General features: G+C 41.3%; 15 protein-coding genes, 1 tRNA gene, 2 pseudogenes and 1 CRISPR repeat array. Of the genes and pseudogenes, 13 read left to right on the plus strand and 5 right to left on the minus strand.

The features are described from left to right. The first annotated feature begins 119 nt into the window (after positions 1-119). From cas2 to APA_RS08885, 6 genes and pseudogenes are all read left to right on the plus strand, one after another. On the plus strand, positions 120-395 hold the full coding sequence (gene cas2 / locus APA_RS08860) for a CRISPR-associated endonuclease Cas2 (protein WP_201321928.1): 276 nt from the start codon (positions 120-122) through the stop codon (positions 393-395). 244 nt (positions 396-639) lie between these two features. Next, a CRISPR array of direct repeats spans positions 640-2861; the repeat unit is 35 nt; unit sequence CTTTCACCCCAGACACCCCGCAAGGGGACGGAAAC. A 264-nt stretch (positions 2862-3125) separates the two neighbouring features. Further along, the gene (locus APA_RS08865) at positions 3126-4340 is read left to right on the plus strand and encodes a nuclease-related domain-containing DEAD/DEAH box helicase (RefSeq protein ID WP_201321929.1); all 1215 of its coding nucleotides are present in this window, start codon (positions 3126-3128) and stop codon (positions 4338-4340) included. 92 nt (positions 4341-4432) lie between these two features. Continuing rightward, entirely contained in the window at positions 4433-5092 is a 660-nt protein-coding gene (locus tag APA_RS08870) for a hypothetical protein (protein WP_201321930.1), read from the plus strand. A gap of 12 nt (positions 5093-5104) precedes the next feature. Next, positions 5105-5608 (plus strand): hypothetical protein, encoded by a 504-nt coding sequence (locus APA_RS08875; protein WP_236579469.1) that lies wholly within the window; start codon positions 5105-5107, stop codon positions 5606-5608. Positions 5609-5957: 349 nt separating this feature from the next. After that, on the plus strand, positions 5958-6806 hold the full coding sequence (locus tag APA_RS08880; protein WP_201321932.1) for a hypothetical protein: 849 nt from the start codon (positions 5958-5960) through the stop codon (positions 6804-6806). A gap of 99 nt (positions 6807-6905) precedes the next feature. Then, a pseudogene (locus tag APA_RS08885) lies at positions 6906-7115 on the plus strand (3'-5' exonuclease); the annotation flags it as partial. On the opposite strand, the gene APA_RS08890 reads toward APA_RS08885, so the two are convergent. Further along, a complete protein-coding gene (locus tag APA_RS08890; RefSeq protein ID WP_201321971.1) occupies positions 7084-8727 on the minus strand; it encodes a bifunctional UDP-sugar hydrolase/5'-nucleotidase in 1644 nt (547 codons plus the stop codon). The pseudogene APA_RS08885 and the gene APA_RS08890 sit on opposite strands and share 32 nt — an antisense overlap. 133 nt (positions 8728-8860) lie before the next feature. Then, positions 8861-9172 carry a hypothetical protein gene (locus APA_RS08895; RefSeq protein WP_236579471.1) on the minus strand — a complete coding sequence of 104 codons (312 nt, stop codon included), beginning with the start codon at positions 9170-9172 and terminating at the stop codon, positions 8861-8863. A gap of 455 nt (positions 9173-9627) precedes the next feature. On the opposite strand from APA_RS08895, the gene APA_RS08900 reads away from it, so the two are divergent. From APA_RS08900 to APA_RS08910, 3 genes are all read left to right on the plus strand, one after another. Beyond that, entirely contained in the window at positions 9628-10266 is a 639-nt protein-coding gene (locus APA_RS08900) for a hypothetical protein (RefSeq protein ID WP_201321935.1), read from the plus strand. Positions 10267-10604: 338 nt separating this feature from the next. Beyond that, entirely contained in the window at positions 10605-11195 is a 591-nt protein-coding gene (locus APA_RS08905) for a hypothetical protein (RefSeq protein WP_201321936.1), read from the plus strand. Between the two features lie 92 nt (positions 11196-11287). Continuing rightward, entirely contained in the window at positions 11288-11953 is a 666-nt protein-coding gene (locus tag APA_RS08910; RefSeq protein WP_201321937.1) for an A/G-specific adenine glycosylase, read from the plus strand. Here the strand turns inward: APA_RS08910 and APA_RS08915 are convergent. Then, positions 11942-12316, minus strand: a complete 375-nt coding sequence (locus APA_RS08915) for a YpsA SLOG family protein (RefSeq protein WP_201321938.1) — start codon at positions 12314-12316, stop codon at positions 11942-11944. The two genes, APA_RS08910 and APA_RS08915, sit on opposite strands and share 12 nt — an antisense overlap. Between APA_RS08915 and APA_RS08920 the strand changes: the two genes are divergently transcribed. From APA_RS08920 to APA_RS25550, 4 genes and pseudogenes are all read left to right on the plus strand, one after another. Next, positions 12303-12545, plus strand: a complete 243-nt coding sequence (locus APA_RS08920) for a hypothetical protein (RefSeq protein WP_201321939.1) — start codon at positions 12303-12305, stop codon at positions 12543-12545. The two genes, APA_RS08915 and APA_RS08920, sit on opposite strands and share 14 nt — an antisense overlap. Beyond that, positions 12508-13053: a hypothetical protein gene (locus APA_RS08925; protein WP_201321940.1), complete on the plus strand. Its 546-nt coding sequence runs from the start codon at positions 12508-12510 to the stop codon at positions 13051-13053. The genes APA_RS08920 and APA_RS08925 overlap by 38 nt, the downstream gene beginning before the upstream one ends. Positions 13054-13089: 36 nt before the next feature. Continuing rightward, positions 13090-13407 (plus strand): hypothetical protein, encoded by a 318-nt coding sequence (locus tag APA_RS08930; RefSeq protein WP_201321941.1) that lies wholly within the window; start codon positions 13090-13092, stop codon positions 13405-13407. Between the two features lie 96 nt (positions 13408-13503). Further along, positions 13504-13677: pseudogene (locus APA_RS25550) on the plus strand (transposase); the annotation flags it as partial. 608 nt (positions 13678-14285) lie between these two features. On the opposite strand, the gene APA_RS08940 reads toward APA_RS25550, so the two are convergent. Together APA_RS08940 and APA_RS08945 are read right to left on the minus strand one after the other, a co-directional pair. Beyond that, positions 14286-15446, minus strand: coding sequence for a site-specific integrase (locus APA_RS08940; RefSeq protein ID WP_201321943.1), 1161 nt, complete (start codon positions 15444-15446; stop codon positions 14286-14288). 149 nt (positions 15447-15595) lie between these two features. Further along, positions 15596-15667: transfer RNA gene (locus APA_RS08945), tRNA-Ile, on the minus strand. Positions 15668-15710 lie beyond the last annotated feature (43 nt).

Raw genomic sequence — 15710 nt, forward strand, 5'->3', positions numbered from 1 at the left:
ACTAAATTTAGACCTTGATCAATATCTAAATTCAATATGTGATTCAGCATCAAATTTGGCGGTATCGGTCGGCTTTGCTGAGCGAAGCACCATATGAGGCGTTTCGCAGGAATGACTAAATGCTAGTTTTGGTGGTCTACGATATTGCTGACGATAAGCGTCGCCTCAAGTTATCAAATTTTCTTGAGGGGCATGGGCGGCGTGTGCAAGAAAGTGTGTTTGAGTGTTTTATAAGTTTAGATGACATGAAAAAACTCCATGTTAAAATTAAAAAACGAGTAAAGCCTGAGACTGATAATGTGCGGATGTACTGGATTCCGTCGGATGCTTTGCCTAAGGCTCTAACTGTCGGCAGCAATCCGCCAGCACCTCCACCCAGTTTTTACATAATTTAATGTTATGAAACTAGACAAAAACTTGGTTTAGCAATTATAGTTTTTACAGTTACCTCCATAGGTGGCAAGAACCTTGAAAACCGCATTATTACGTTGACCTATGGAGGTCGCTCTCTCCATAAGGATTTCCGCCTTTACAGTTGTAGTCTTATTGCGAATTTAGCAAGCTTATTGACTATGTAAAAGACCTATGGAGATCGCCCCTATTAAAAGCTTTACTGTGTAAGCCTCAAAAATGTGAGGGCTTTCACCCCAGACACCCCGCAAGGGGACGGAAACCCTGAGCCATCGTATCCTAGGGCAAATAATCGTGCTGCTTTCACCCCAGACACCCCGCAAGGGGACGGAAACAAGTCGTATGCAGAAAGTGTATTAATGTCCTGCAAACTTGCGCTTTCACCCCAGACACCCCGCAAGGGGACGGAAACGTTCCCCAACCCTTAATATGGTAGAGGCTGCCTTTTATTAAACTTTCACCCCAGACACCCCGCAAGGGGACGGAAACGCAAACCACGTGCAAATTATATTCGTCACGTGATCACTTTCACCCCAGACACCCCGCAAGGGGACGGAAACAGTTGGGCTTGCAGGCGACGAGATTCGTCGAGTTGGTCTTGACTTTCACCCCAGACACCCCGCAAGGGGACGGAAACTTAGATTTGTCAACTGCGTCCTCGGAAGTAAACTCTACCTCAGGGCTTTCACCCCAGACACCCCGCAAGGGGACGGAAACCTTTATCTGCAAGATGCTCTTTAGCAAGTTTCTCTTGATCGTCTTGCTTTCACCCCAGACACCCCGCAAGGGGACGGAAACCAATTTTGATGCGAATGTCAACTTCAGCTTTTGCTGTCTTTCACCCCAGACACCCCGCAAGGGGACGGAAACCGCTTGTATTAAATCCATCAATTTGTCCATCGAGACTTTCACCCCAGACACCCCGCAAGGGGACGGAAACTATAAAATTTAGAAAGCTTGAAATAAACTCGCAGGCTTGCGACTTTCACCCCAGACACCCCGCAAGGGGACGGAAACAAAATCGACAGAAACCAAACCTAGATCGCTGTTACGTTCTACTTTCACCCCAGACACCCCGCAAGGGGACGGAAACCCTTGGGGATTGAATCTGAGATGGATTGAATCCACTATTACTTTCACCCCAGACACCCCGCAAGGGGACGGAAACTCAAGGTAGATGACCAGCCGATAAAGAATAGTAACTCCCCTTTTAATTCTTTCACCCCAGACACCCCGCAAGGGGACGGAAACTTTGCACTCACAGAACGAGTGGAGACCAAAGCGGAAAGACCACTTTCACCCCAGACACCCCGCAAGGGGACGGAAACGCCGAGTTCACGAAGCAATCTAATGAATGTAGCTTCGCTCTTTCACCCCAGACACCCCGCAAGGGGACGGAAACACGAGTAGCTATTAGCTGGTGCAGTATTGTCCGCAACCACTTCACCTCTTTCACCCCAGACACCCCGCAAGGGGACGGAAACAGGATTTGCCAAATTTTGGATTTTTTCGTTTGCAGTTGCAACTTTCACCCCAGACACCCCGCAAGGGCACGGAAACATTTAGTGCAATCAGATAAAATGCCATCTTCGCAATTCTTTCACCCCAGACACCCCGCAAGGGGACGGAAACCTTATTCTCAAACGAACACCAATTACTGGTAACTGTGACTTTCACCCCAAACACCCCGCAAGGGGACGGAAACCTTGCAAGCCCTGTTCATCGGTTATGTCTTCAACAATACTTTCACCCCAAACACCCCGCAAGGGGACGGAAACATTCGCATATGCAATCTGCTTTTCGATACCGTCTACCTTTCACCCCAAACACCCCGCAAGGGGACGGAAACACTATTATCCCTACGCAATCAATACGGCTAAAGTAACAATCTTTCACCCCAAACACCCCGCAAGGGGACGGAAACTCTTAGTCTCTACAACACCCCAGCTATCTTTGCCATTCCAATAAACTCTTTCACCCCAAACACCCCGCAAGGGGACGGAAACCTGAACATTCTCGACTTTAACAAACACTGGGTCTTCTTTCACCCCAAACACCCCGCAAGGGGACGGAAACTCTTGCAAGTACGACCCAAACCATTTGTCTGGGTTGGCAACCCTTTCACCCCAAACACCCCGCAAGGGGACGGAAACCAGTCTTGCATTGTAAATCTGCCACATGCACAAAGTTTTGAATTCTTTCACCCCAAACACCCCGCAAGGGGACGGAAACAATAAATACTGTTGCCACCGTTGGAAAAAGGAGAAGCAATACTTTCACCCCAAACACCCCGCAAGGGGACGGAAACCTGTACTTCTTGCGTTCCACGTTGCCGTGTTTCTGAAGACTTTCATGCCTATAACCCCACAAGGGTCGGAAACTGTAACCCAAATTGAAGGTTTTTGAGGATCACGACTTTCATGCCTATAACCCCGCAAGGGGACGGAAACGTTACTGCACAAACATTGTGTACCAATATAGCTACGAGTCTTAACAGCCTTTTCTAATACTTCTAATACTTGCCAAGCTCTCTCAACTTCAACTCTTTCGTTATTGGATAGTTTTTTTTGTTAAATACTTCTAAAGCACTATTAAACTTACCTACTTGACGTGTAAGCAGTCATAGTAAACTCATATATATTCTATTATCAAGAGAAATAAATATATTATTGAAGAGCCATTCGCTATATCATTTAGAAAACTTTTATCTAAAAATGCCCTCTCTCATCCCATCCCTCAATAGTTGTGTCGCCAGAATGACATCAGGCGAAAAGCGCTTTGCGGTGAGATTGGAGCAGAAACTAGATGACGATTATCTAATTTGGTATGACGTACCAATCGGCAAAAAGCAACTGCATCCCGATTTTATTGTGTTGCACCCGTTGAGAGGCTTACTGGTGCTAGAGGTCAAAGATTGGAAAATCGACACCATCAAAAATGTCACTAGAGCCAATTGGACGATCGCCGATCGCAACACAAACGAACCCAAGCAAATCAAAAATCCCCTAGAACAAGCTCGAAACTATGTCCTTCATGCAGTCAAGCTCTTAGAACGTGATGCCGAGCTAGTCCATGCGATCGCAAGTGACCACGCTGGTAAATGTATCGTTCCCTATGGTTACGGTGTGGTGTTTACCAATATCACAAGAGCAGTGTTTGATAAACAAGGTTTAGGCGATGCGATCGAGTCAAACTTAGTCATCTGCCAAGATGAGATGTATGACAGTGTTGACCGAGGCGATTTTCAACAAAAACTTTGGGATATGTTCCCATATCATTTCGATCGCACCCTAAGCCCGCACCAAGTCAATCGCATCCGTTGGCATATTTTCCCAGACATTGCGATTCAACCGTCACTATTGCCTGAGCCAGAAGAGGATGAAGTAGTTATTCCAGTAGCGATCGCACCTGACCTCATCAAAATCATGGACTTGCAGCAGGAACAACTTGCGCGAAGTCTACGCGGCGGACATCGGGTTATTCATGGTGTGGCGGGAAGTGGCAAGACAAGGTTATCTAGTTTTACAGCAGAGACAAAACATATCTGCGATCTCATAGGGGAATATCGCGATCGCGGGATCGCTTGGAATGACATAGCGATTTTGTATCGTTCGGACTTCATGGGGCGATCGCTTAGCCATGCTTTGAAAAATGTCGGTATACCTGTGGAATGGTTGAACGAAGACAGTAACAGCAAGCGTTACAAGCCAGAAGCGCAAAGCGTGAAATTACTCACGATGCATAGTAGCAAAGGGCTTGAGTTTCCAGTGGTGTTTATTCCTGGTGTTGGATTTATGCCCAATCGGTCAGAGGCGATCGCGGACGAGGCGAGGCTTTTATATGTGGCGATGACTAGGGCTACTGAGTTTTTAGAGTTGTCTTGCGATCGGGATTCGGCTTTTGTGAAGAGATTGGAGAGGGTGCTTTAGGGTTGGGTGTTACGAAGTGCGATCGGGTATAGATTTTTCGATACATTGAGATTAACATTCTAAGATGATTTTCAGAATGCAAAAAACTTACTATGGCATCAAAAGACGTTCGTGACCATATACGTAACAGCTATACGACGTTTAGACTCGGTTTAGCTGCACTAGGCTTACTGTTTCCTCTGATCTTATGGTGGGGAGGATTGCTGTTTCAAGTTGAATTTCAAGACTCAATAAGTGCGTATTACCATACGTCTATGAGAGATGTGTTTGTGGGAAGCCTATTCTCAACAGGAGTTTTTCTTTACTGTTATAAAGGCTTTACAGATTTAGAAAATTATGTCCTAAATTTTGCGGGTATTTGTGCAGTTCTTGTAAGTTTATTTCCAACATCAGCCTCAAATCCCCTTAAATGTGAAACCTTTACATCTCCGTATTTACACGGAATATTTGCCTTATTATTCTTTGCTGCGATCGCTTTTGTTTGTATTTTTCAGGCTCCGAAAACACTTTACTTAATTAATCCTCCAGAGAAACGTAATTTATATGGACTAGCATATAAAGCCTTGGGATTTTTAATGATTGGTTTGCCGTTGCTTGCAACCTTATTACTACTATTCCGTTCTGAAGCAAGAGACCATTTTGTTTATTTTGCTGAACTAGCAGGAATATATGTTTTTGGGGCTTATTGGATCGTCAAGACCATAGAAATGAGAGAAACGTCTCTAGATGATATTGATAGCAAGCAAATGTAAAGGTCAACAATGATGGATCATCCTTTAAAAAGATATAGCTTTAAAGTGAAGTGGTTATGCCCTCTGTTAATAGTCTTAGGGATACCTCTAGCTTTAGTTCTTTTTTTTATTCCGTTAAACCCTGGCATTCTTGAATTTGAGTTCATCCCAGTAAATGTTCTTCAAAACTGGGATGAATTAGAAAAGAGATGGGCAGCATTTAGTCTTGGACTAGATTTTCTATTTCTTATAGTTTATTCGACTCTATCTTCATTGCTATGTATCCGTACTGCCGTTACTTTAGAGTCAGACTTAGGTATATGGATAGCTTGGGGACAATGGTTTGCAGCATTGTGTGATGCTGTAGAAGACATATCACTTGTAGGAATTTTGTTTGATTCTCAAATGGGCTGGCTTGCGATTGTTTCACCAACAGCAGCGTTCATAAAATTTTTATTGTTGATTATCGGTCTTATTTATATATCCTTGGCGAGACCATTCACAGCAGTGAGACTAAGATTCAGGAATAAATCTTAGTCTCACTGCTGTGGTTTTCCCCTAGAACCATATGAGATCGCTACAAAATCAAGTCTTTTAGGTGATGACTAGGGCTACTGAGTTTTTAGAGTTATCGTGCGATCGGGATTCGGCTTTTGTGAAGAGATTGGAGAGGGATATCTTCTAACAAAGCCAATGTTTACAATAAGATAGTCATAAAAAGGAAAGGACACTTATTTAAAGTTAAAGAAATAAGATCGTCACTGTCTCTAAACAATAGGCAAAATATTACAAAATCGATCCTTTCCTTTTTAGGACTAACCCTATAGCTACCCCCAAAAATAGCAGTCTTTAAAAAAATATTCACTGTCTATCCTAAAAAAATCTGATGAATCGTATTGTTTTAAAACCCATCCAATTTCTGTTTTTGATCGCTTTAATCTGCTGTCTACAGTCTGCTGCTTGGGCAACGATTGGAATTGCAGAATGGTCAACTTCAACACCTGGGGGAAATAAAATTGGCAATAACGATACCTTGCCTCCATCTGCTAAAGGCACAGCAATCTATAATAACAGGAAGGTCTTTGTCGATCGCGTTGGCAAAATCGGTTTTTATGATGGTGCGATTATTGGCGAAACTGACAATAAGTTCTTCTTGTTTGATGAGTCCACAAAAGCTTTAACAAAGTATTCAACCAAATCAGAACTTTGTGCGGACATCAAAACAAAGGGACTCAATTTTAATAACAATCTCAGCTTTTTTAATGGAAGCTATCCCTATGATTACTATATTATTCATTACGCCCTCTATTTCTTGATTCCTTTTGTAATATTACTCGTAGGACATGCGATTGCAAAACGACAGATTCCATTTACAATTAGAATTGACCGAATTCTCGAAGGTGTTGCATTCCCATTACAGCTATACGTTTTTTCTACTGCAATGAATTTTGCGTTCATTACAAGCAGAACAAATGAGAGTGTTGGTTTTGATTTTTTTGCTTCTGGCGTACTCGTAGGAACTTTTGGAAGTTTGTTATGGGTTCTTAGTCGTTTTAGTTTGACAATGCTTGACAAGATTAGTAACGTTCGCCAAGCTAGTAGCTCAATATTTTTCGCACTATTCAAGTGTATATTCGTTGCTGGGATTATCACTAGCGGACTACTTTTTCTGCTTTCTCCTTGGCAATCCAAATGGACAAGCATTCAATATTTCTCGTGCCTAGAATTATTATGAAACAATATATTATTTCCTTGCGGATGGAACTTTATATTGGGGATCAAGTAGTAATGTTAAACTAATTGACTTGACTATCTCGCGAGAGTTACTTGTCTTCAGAACAAAGGACTTGAGTTTCCAGCGGTGTTTATTCCTGATGTTGGATTTATGCCCAATCAGTCTCAGGCGATCGCTGATGAAGCAAGGTTGCTATATGTAGCGATGACTAGGGCTACGGAGTATTTGGAGTTATCGTGCGATCGGGATTCGGCTTTTGTGAAGAGGTTGGAGCGGGTTATTTTGGAGAGATTGGCGATAGCATTTTGAAGTAGGTTTCGAGAGCTTCAATATCGAGTACTCCTACTAAGCGATCGCGTCCTTCTTTCAGCACTGCAAAATTATCACCACCGTCAGCTAGATAGCTATTCACGGTAATGCGATAGTCGCGAACGGGTGCGATCGGTATACCTGCGAACGCGATATTACTGACTCTTTCACCCAAAGCAGCAGAATTACTATAACTATAGGTAAAGCCTTGGGAAACCTGAAGAATCCGATTTTGTCCTAAACGAGGATTATCAAACTGACTTTCTAAAAGCTGTTTGATTTGCTTACCCGTCAAGGTCATTGTGACTAAGCGATTTCGGAAGGGTTGGACGGCAAAAGCTTGACCGTAGCTCACAACACCCTTATCTTCACTCTCACTATATGATAGGTCGGTGCGAATGCCTCCGGGATTCATGAAGGCAACTACTGCACCACCTAGATCGGGATCGGCAGTGGCATTAAGTTGAGCATCGGCGATCGCTCTGCCTAGAGGCGAAATACCATTGAGATAGGGAGTACGGGTAATATCGGCAGTAATCGAACCGATTGCCCGATTGACTAGAGGAGCGGCAATGGCTTTGTATTTAAGAACGATCTGGGTCAAAGCCGGATGCTTTGGCACATCATGGGTAACGACAACATTATTGGCTCTCATCGAGGCGACATCTCCCGTCCCTCGATCTAAGGTCACATCAATGTCGCTGACTAATCTGCCGAAGAAAGAAGCACTGGTGACAAGGCGGCGATCAATTTGGCAATTGTAAGCCTGATGGGTATGACCTGTAATAAATAGATCGACCTCAGGATCGGTCTGCTTGACAATATCCACGATCGCTCCAGAGATACCCTCGCAACCGTTGTAATTTCCCGTATTAAGACCGCCCTCATGCAAGAGAACGGCGATCGCTTTAATACCTTGCTTCTTTAATTCAGGAATTAAAGCGTTAACGGTAGCAGCTTCATCTTTAAATTCTAGACCCACGATCCCAGAAGAGCTAACTAAGTTAGACGTTCCCTTTAAAGTCATGCCGATGAAAGCCATCTTCACACCGTCAAAGGTACGCACCTGATAGGCAGGAAAAATAGGTTTGTCATTTTCGGAATTAATCACATTAGCCGCAAGAAATTTGAATTTTGCGCCTCCAAAACCATCCCCATCGCGACAGCCATCGACGGGATGACATCCTCCTTTTTGCTTGCGGTATAACTCTTCCGCACCTTCGTCGAATTCATGATTACCTACGGCATTTAATTCTAAACCTAGAGCATTTAGAGATTCAATTGCGGGTTCGTCATGAAAAAGAGCAGAGATCATCGGACTGGCTCCCACCGTATCGCCTGCGGAAACAGTAACGGTATTTTGAGGTTTAATCTGAGGGTTAGCAACTCGCAAATTTTTAATATGCGTAGCTAAATATTCAACACCACCAGCAGGAATGCGATCGCTAGTACCAGAAGGGGAAAAGGTAAGATTTCCCGCCTCAAGATTTCCATGAAAATCATTGATAGCTATGATCTTAATATTTACTAAAGCGGATTTTGACAGGGCAAAGGGAGCGAAATACAGAACTACAATTAAAGAAATAACGGCAAGAAATGAAAATCTTCTCATCAGAAATTTTCTCATAATGTTAATCCTGATTTAGTATTTGTAATCGAGTCCTAACTCTTTCCTATTTTACAAATCAATTTCTCAAATAGCATCTGTTCTAATGGAAAATCTAGATAAAAAGTCTTAGCCAATCTCAAACTTTTATCGGCTCTAATTCCTTAACATTCTTAGGCAATTGTACCGTTATATATTTCCTCAATTCATCTTCTGAGATAGTACCGTTGTTGTTGACAGAAGCTCGTATTTCAGTAATCGCTAAGTAAATTTTGACAAAGCTGATATTACGCCCCACCGCTTCACCTTGTAATATAGCTTCTCCAAGATAATCATCATCCAAAATATTGCCACAAATTAAATTACCATTCTGGATGAAAGTTGCCTCAAAGCGAGTTGGTTTGCCCTTTTGCCAGAAAGTGCCAAGCCATGTGCCAGTAATATTAGCCATACTATCCATTACCAATAGATATAACAGCAACTATAAATCAAGTCAATCGCTATCCGTTACAAAATGCGATCTCTCCCAAAAACAAACTCACAAGCGCTACAATCATAGCAAAATTCCCCTAGAACCATATGAGATCGCTTCGGAAGCAATGCTTTTATACTTTCCATGAAAAGAGCTACTGAGTATTTAGAATTGTCTTGCGATCGGGATTCGGTTTTTTGTGCGGAGGTTGGATAAGGTGCTTTAGGGTTGCAATCGGGGGGGGTGTTACGAAGTGCGATCGGGAGGTGTTACGAAGTGTGATCGGGAGGTGTTACGAAGTGCGATAGGGAGATATTTTCAGATGTGACATTGTTAAACTGTTGGAAATACACATATATTTGCTCAGAAACAAGTCTTTTATACATTAGCTGGTACAAAGCCAAAAAGTAAGAAATAGTTCAGTTACTAATAATATGAATCCTTCAAACGATCTTACTTATCAACTATTATCAAATCAAATTCAAGTTTTGTTTAGTGAAGATTTTTCGCGAGAATTAGAATTAGGTAAGTATAGTAGGTGGGCGCTAAATATTACTTCCTCTCAAATTATTCCAATGCTATCAGCTATTGGTCGCTACGGAAGAGTAGGAGAGAAATGTCCTGATATTGACACAAAGCAAATTTGGTATAACATTCAGGGCATTGAACGTGGTCTTGATGAAATTTTGGGAATTAAATTATTTTTAAATCAAGAGCAGCAATCCGCCCTAAGCTTTTTAGGTCATTTCGTTGACGATTGTAGAAATTACACCATACCTTTTGAATACAGTGAAGAATCACCTCAATTTGTCGAAAATGTAAGCTGGATAATGAATCCTACTAGCAGCGATCTATTTGGAATTATTTGGCATCTTGGATTATTTGGTTCAAGATTTGAAAGGTATATATATAGTGATGAAAATATTCCAACTTGCATTAATGGCTATACTCCTCGCGCCCAAGAACCTTTAATTTGTCTGATGCGGGTAGCTCAAAAACAGCCCACATGTTATCACTGTGGTGGTGACAGATATCCTTTACGAGAAAATTATCAAACTTTATATAAAAATTGATTCAGCGATCGCCCCTAATCCCAGTCCCATAAGCGCTACAATCTTGGCAAATTTCCACTAGAACCCTCTGAGATCGATTCAAAATCAAGTCTTTTAGGCGATGACTGCTAACGAGTATTTAGAATTATCCTGCGATCGGGATTCGGCTTTTGTGAAGTGATAGGAGAGGGTGCTTTAGGGGCGGGATCGGTAGGTGTTACAAAGTGTGATCGGAAAATATTTTCATATGTGACATTGTTAAACTGTTGGAAATACAAATATATTTGCTCAGAAACAAGTCTTTTATTCACTAGTTGCTACAAAGCTAGAAAACAAGAAATAGTTCAGTTACTAATTATATGAATCCATCAAGCGAACTTACTTATCAACTATTATCAAATCAAATTCAGTTGCTATGGAACGAAGAGTTTTCACGAGAATTAGGATTCGGTAAGTATAGTAAGTGGGCGCTAAATATTACTTCCTCTCAAATTATTCCAATGCTATCTGCTATTGGTCATTATGGAAGAAGCGGTCTGCAATGCCTTGATATTGATACTAGAGCTATGTTTTCTGGTCGTGGAATTGATGGAGATATAAAGTTATGTCTTAATCAAGCGCAACAAAATGCTCTTATCTTTTTAGGCGACTATTTTTGGAATAATTGTAAATTGCCTATTCCCATTGAATATACTGAAAAATCACCTTACTTTATTGAAAATACGAACTGGATTTTTAATCCGACTTCTAGTGATTTATATGGAGTTATTTGGCATATAGGAGGCTTTGGTTCTAGATTTGGAGCACATAGAAAGAATTTTCCAAACAGCATTAATGGCTTTAGCCCTCGCGCCCAAGAATGCTTGATTTGTCTAATGCGAGTAGCTCAAAGTCAGCTTACATATTATCAATTTGCAGGAGAAAGATTTCCTTTACGAGAAAATCATTAAGATTTTGTCGTAAATTAATGCAGCGATCGCCTATCTAGTCCCTCAAAGACTACAATCTTGGCAAATTTCCCCTAGAACAATATGCGATCGCAATGCCAGCTAACTTAGAAAGTGAAAAAGTTAAATGGTTTCAGGAGCAGCTAAAAGCATGGGCGGCGATTTACTTGCGCGACTTTCCGTGGCGGCAAACGAGCGAACCATACGATATTTTCGTTGCCGAGATTCTGCTACAAAAGACAGCAGCCGAGATGGTTGCACCAATATACGAATCATTTTTAGTAAAGTATCCAACTCTAGAGGATCTTGCAGCAGCTTCAATTGATGAACTAACTAAGTTACTTCAACCACTGGGGCTTTCTTTTAGGGCAGAACGGCTTTGTAATTCGGCAAAAACAATCTTGGAAAATTATCGGGGCAAAATACCTAATACCGAATCAGAATTACTTTTACTTTCAGGAGTCGGTAAATATACTGCTAGATCTATCCTTGCCAATGCTTTCGGACAGTCGGCAGCAGTTCTCGATACAAACGTGGCAAGAATCATTGAGCGATTCTTTGGTTTGCAAGGGGAACGAGTTAAGTCTCGTTGCAAAATTCTTTGGTCGGCGGCTGATGCGATCGCCCCAGATCGAGATGTCAGTAGGTGGAATTTAACTTTGCTCGACTTTGGCGCGATGGTTTGTAGGGCGAGAAAACCTCATTGCGAAAAATGTCCATTGCAAGAAAATTGCTGTTTTTTGAACAGCCTAACTGCATAGTGCATCTCGAAGTATTGACCTAACTCGATCGCCTATACCTTTAGCCACAGATTCTCTATTCCCCGTCACATTTAACACTTTGACTTGGCGTTCAAGTAGCCAATCGTGCAAAGCTAGGGCATCAGGATTAATAAGATATGGCTTCTGATATTTGATGCAGGACGCGATCGTCAATTTTGTTCCGTCGCTGTCGATCCAGTCAGCAAAAATAACCGTTGCATTAGTAGTTAGAACATTGTGGACGGTGCGAACCTCAAAATCAACGCTATCTGATTCCACCAAACCAAACTTGGCAAGCTCTGGATTTGCGCCCAACTCAGTACGAGAGCCTTTAGGAGCTAGCCCACCTGTGGCTATATTCACATCCGCCGCCGCTAGCAATCCGCCTCAGTCTGCACCAGTTTGTCCACCTGAAATGATTAAAGTTACGATTAGCTTCATAAATTGTTTCGGTACGATATATTGCGATCTCCCCCAAACTAAATCTAACAATCGTTACAATCTTGGCAACTTTCCCTTAGAACATAATGCGATCGCTATAGTAAATTTTTGTGATGAAAAAACAAAAGCATCGACTCCCATTTTTATATAAATTCAATCTCACGATCTGCACATATATTTGTCTACTTATTGCAGGACTAGTTCTGTCTATAAATCCTGCTAAAGCAGAGACACGAATTGATGCGATTCATCCTGCCAATGGTTGGATCTTGAGGACAGCCCAATATGCTCTTACCTTAGAACCTACTGATGGAATACTACTGAAATGCTTGACTACTGGTGAACCCAAACTCAATAATGTTTTCCGTCCAGTCGGAACAGGTTCGCCAAATCCAAATCATAACTATTACGTGAATTGCGATTTTTACGGTCGTAATGTAAGAGATTCCAGCCAGCAATTACCCCAATTAAGCCCACTGAAGTTAGAAAAATCTTGGCTTTTTCAATATCGTTTGAAATTACCGTCAGAGGTTGGTGTCTTAGTTTTGTGCAAAAAAGGGGAACCTAGAATTAATCGGGTTTTCCAGAAACTTGCAGATGGAAATTTTGATGCTCAACCCTATGACTACATTAGGTGTGGAGAGTGGCATTCTTTTTAATCTCTATTTGACTATCTTGATATTGAGATTCGGCTTTTGCAGAGAGACTGGAAAAGTTTATTTTGTTTGGATCGCTATCCGTTACAAAGTGCGATCGCACCCAAACCAAATCTAAAAAGCGCTATGCTATTGGCAAATTCCCCTAGAACATCATGCGATCGCCTTTTCATGCAAGCTAACTTAGAAAGTGAAAAAGTAAAATGGTTTCGGGAGCAGCTAAAAGCATGGGCGGCGATTTACTTGCGCGACTTTCCGTGGCGGCAAACTAGCGAACCATACGCGATCTTCGTTGCGAAGATTCTATTACAAAAGACCGCAGCCGAGATGGTAGCGCCAATATACGAAGCATTCTAAGGCACTGGAGTTTAGACTAAAAAAGGAAAAAAAGGCAGAGTAAAAGAGATACAAACTGCCTAAAGTAGATGAAAAAGAAAAAGCACATCTACAGCCATGATTATTGATAAATTACAGAACTTTCGTCAACAGGTATATAGATTTTTAGGGAATGGACGAGATGCAATATTTGACTTAATGGATGCAGTATTAACCAGTCCGAGCGTGAAATCATTTGCAGAATTATCATTATCAGCAGTGTATCGACGGAAATGGTCAAGTCTGTATGATCTTTTCGCTTCAACTTATCAATCTGATCTAATTCTTTTGCATGGTATTGATAAAAAGACTGTGTATAGACAACGAACTCCCCCTCTAAATCTTCTTGTATAATTCGACAGAGTAGTTCTATATCAGAGCTAAATGGATATTCCCAGATTCTTTTCATATTAGAGACTATCTCTTGGCTATGACTGGTAATCATCATCCACAGATTCCTATATAGTTCTGTTTCTAGCCATCTAAATTCATAAGTAAACTTTTCGATGTCACCAATATTGAGTATGTCGATCAATGGATCGTTTTGCTGACCTTTATCAGCCAAAAAACATCGTGCTATCTCAATACAAATATCTTTTCGATCAACCCATTCTTTCCCAATTCCATCGTGAATATTCTTACCATCTTCAAGAAGCGTTGCATCAGGTAAACCAGATATAAAATAAGCAATCTTTTCTAAATCCGTCCCAGAATCTGAACCCACAGTATCCCAAAGATAATGTCCAATCCAACGTGTATTAACACTTGTCTGCCTGATAAATTCACAGGTAACACTACAGTATCTACCTTTCATAATCTCTATTTGTTCTGATAATGCCACTATCTCATTTAATCCTAATTTACAACTCTGGTACAATAAGGCTACGCAAATGAGCAGCATAGTGACGGTAAATAATTTCTGGAGAGTTACCAACCCACTTAGCTATATCTTTAACTTCGATATGAGCATCAAGACACAGCGTAATAAATGAGTGTCTTGTCTGATAGGGTTTACGGTACTCAATCCCACAACTTTCTAAAACTTTGCGCCATGCCACATTTGCAAAATTATTAACTCTAATAAATCCACCTTCTTTCGCAGAGAAAACAAAGTCATTAGGTTTTGCCCCTTCAGATTTGTGTGCAATTAAAATTTCTCGCAGTTGATTGTTAATTGGGAAATCGCGTTTTTCTTGCGTCTTCAATCCATCTTTGACTGTTGGCTGATAGCCTTCACCAAAAACAACAGCCTGTCTAAACTTAACTACACTATTATCAAAATCAATATGCTTCCATTGCAGTCCGATTGCCTCACTAGGTCTACAACCTGTAAAGAAGCAAAACTGGACATAGGCTGTGTAATAGCGATAGTGAGGATGCTTGCCAAAAGCCTCAATGATTAGATCTCTTTCCTCTCTATTAAATGGAGAGATTTCGTTATCTTCACCACGCTGATTTTTTGGCAACTTGATTTCAGATGCCATATCTAAAAATGGGTTTTCAGTGATTAGTCCTGATTTCATGCCCCATTTACAACAAGCATTAAGTTGCACAATCAAACGCTTAGCAGCATTAGGCGGCTTATTAGCAACTATCCAATCTCTAATCATGATGGAATCTTTGAGATTATGTGATGGTAAAAGCGCGATCGCACGGGTAAATCCTGCGTATTGATTGCCAATAGTACTAGGAGAGGCGATCGGCTTTTTAAACTCCATATACTTATCCCACAATGCCCCAAGATTTAAAGCCGATTGACTATCCTTGATAGTCAAAGGTTTTAAATGAGTGGGGCGATATTTGTCTAATGTATAGTCAAATCTCTCAAGAACAATATCAGACTCGATCTCGTGAGCCTTCGCCTCTGCAATTTTACGATTAATCTTAGTATCGGCAAGTCCAAGAGCCAAGTACTTCTGCTTGCCCTCAAACACCTGTCTTGGCAATCTTAGCCTTAGTCGTTCCCGAAATGACTCAACAGTAACTGTACCCCAGCTTTGACGGTTTTTAGGTGTGTACATAATCTTGACTATCAACTCGTTTGCTTATGACTATCATAGCAAATCTGATAGTCATTTGATAGTCAAAAACAAGCTAATTGTGTCTAAAAGTGTCCAACCGTGTAAGTGTTTACACGATGTAATTTAGTCTTAGTGGCTTGTATTGGTTATCCAAGGTGTCGGAATCGAACCGACATATCAACGATTATGAGTCGTTTGCTTTACCAGTCAGCCAACCTTGGGCATGTTGTGATTATAGTCATAAGTATTATATGCTATCAAGCA

Origin of the sequence: Pseudanabaena sp. lw0831 (genome assembly GCF_016584665.1) — a bacterium.
Classification (GTDB): domain Bacteria; phylum Cyanobacteriota; class Cyanobacteriia; order Pseudanabaenales; family Pseudanabaenaceae; genus Pseudanabaena.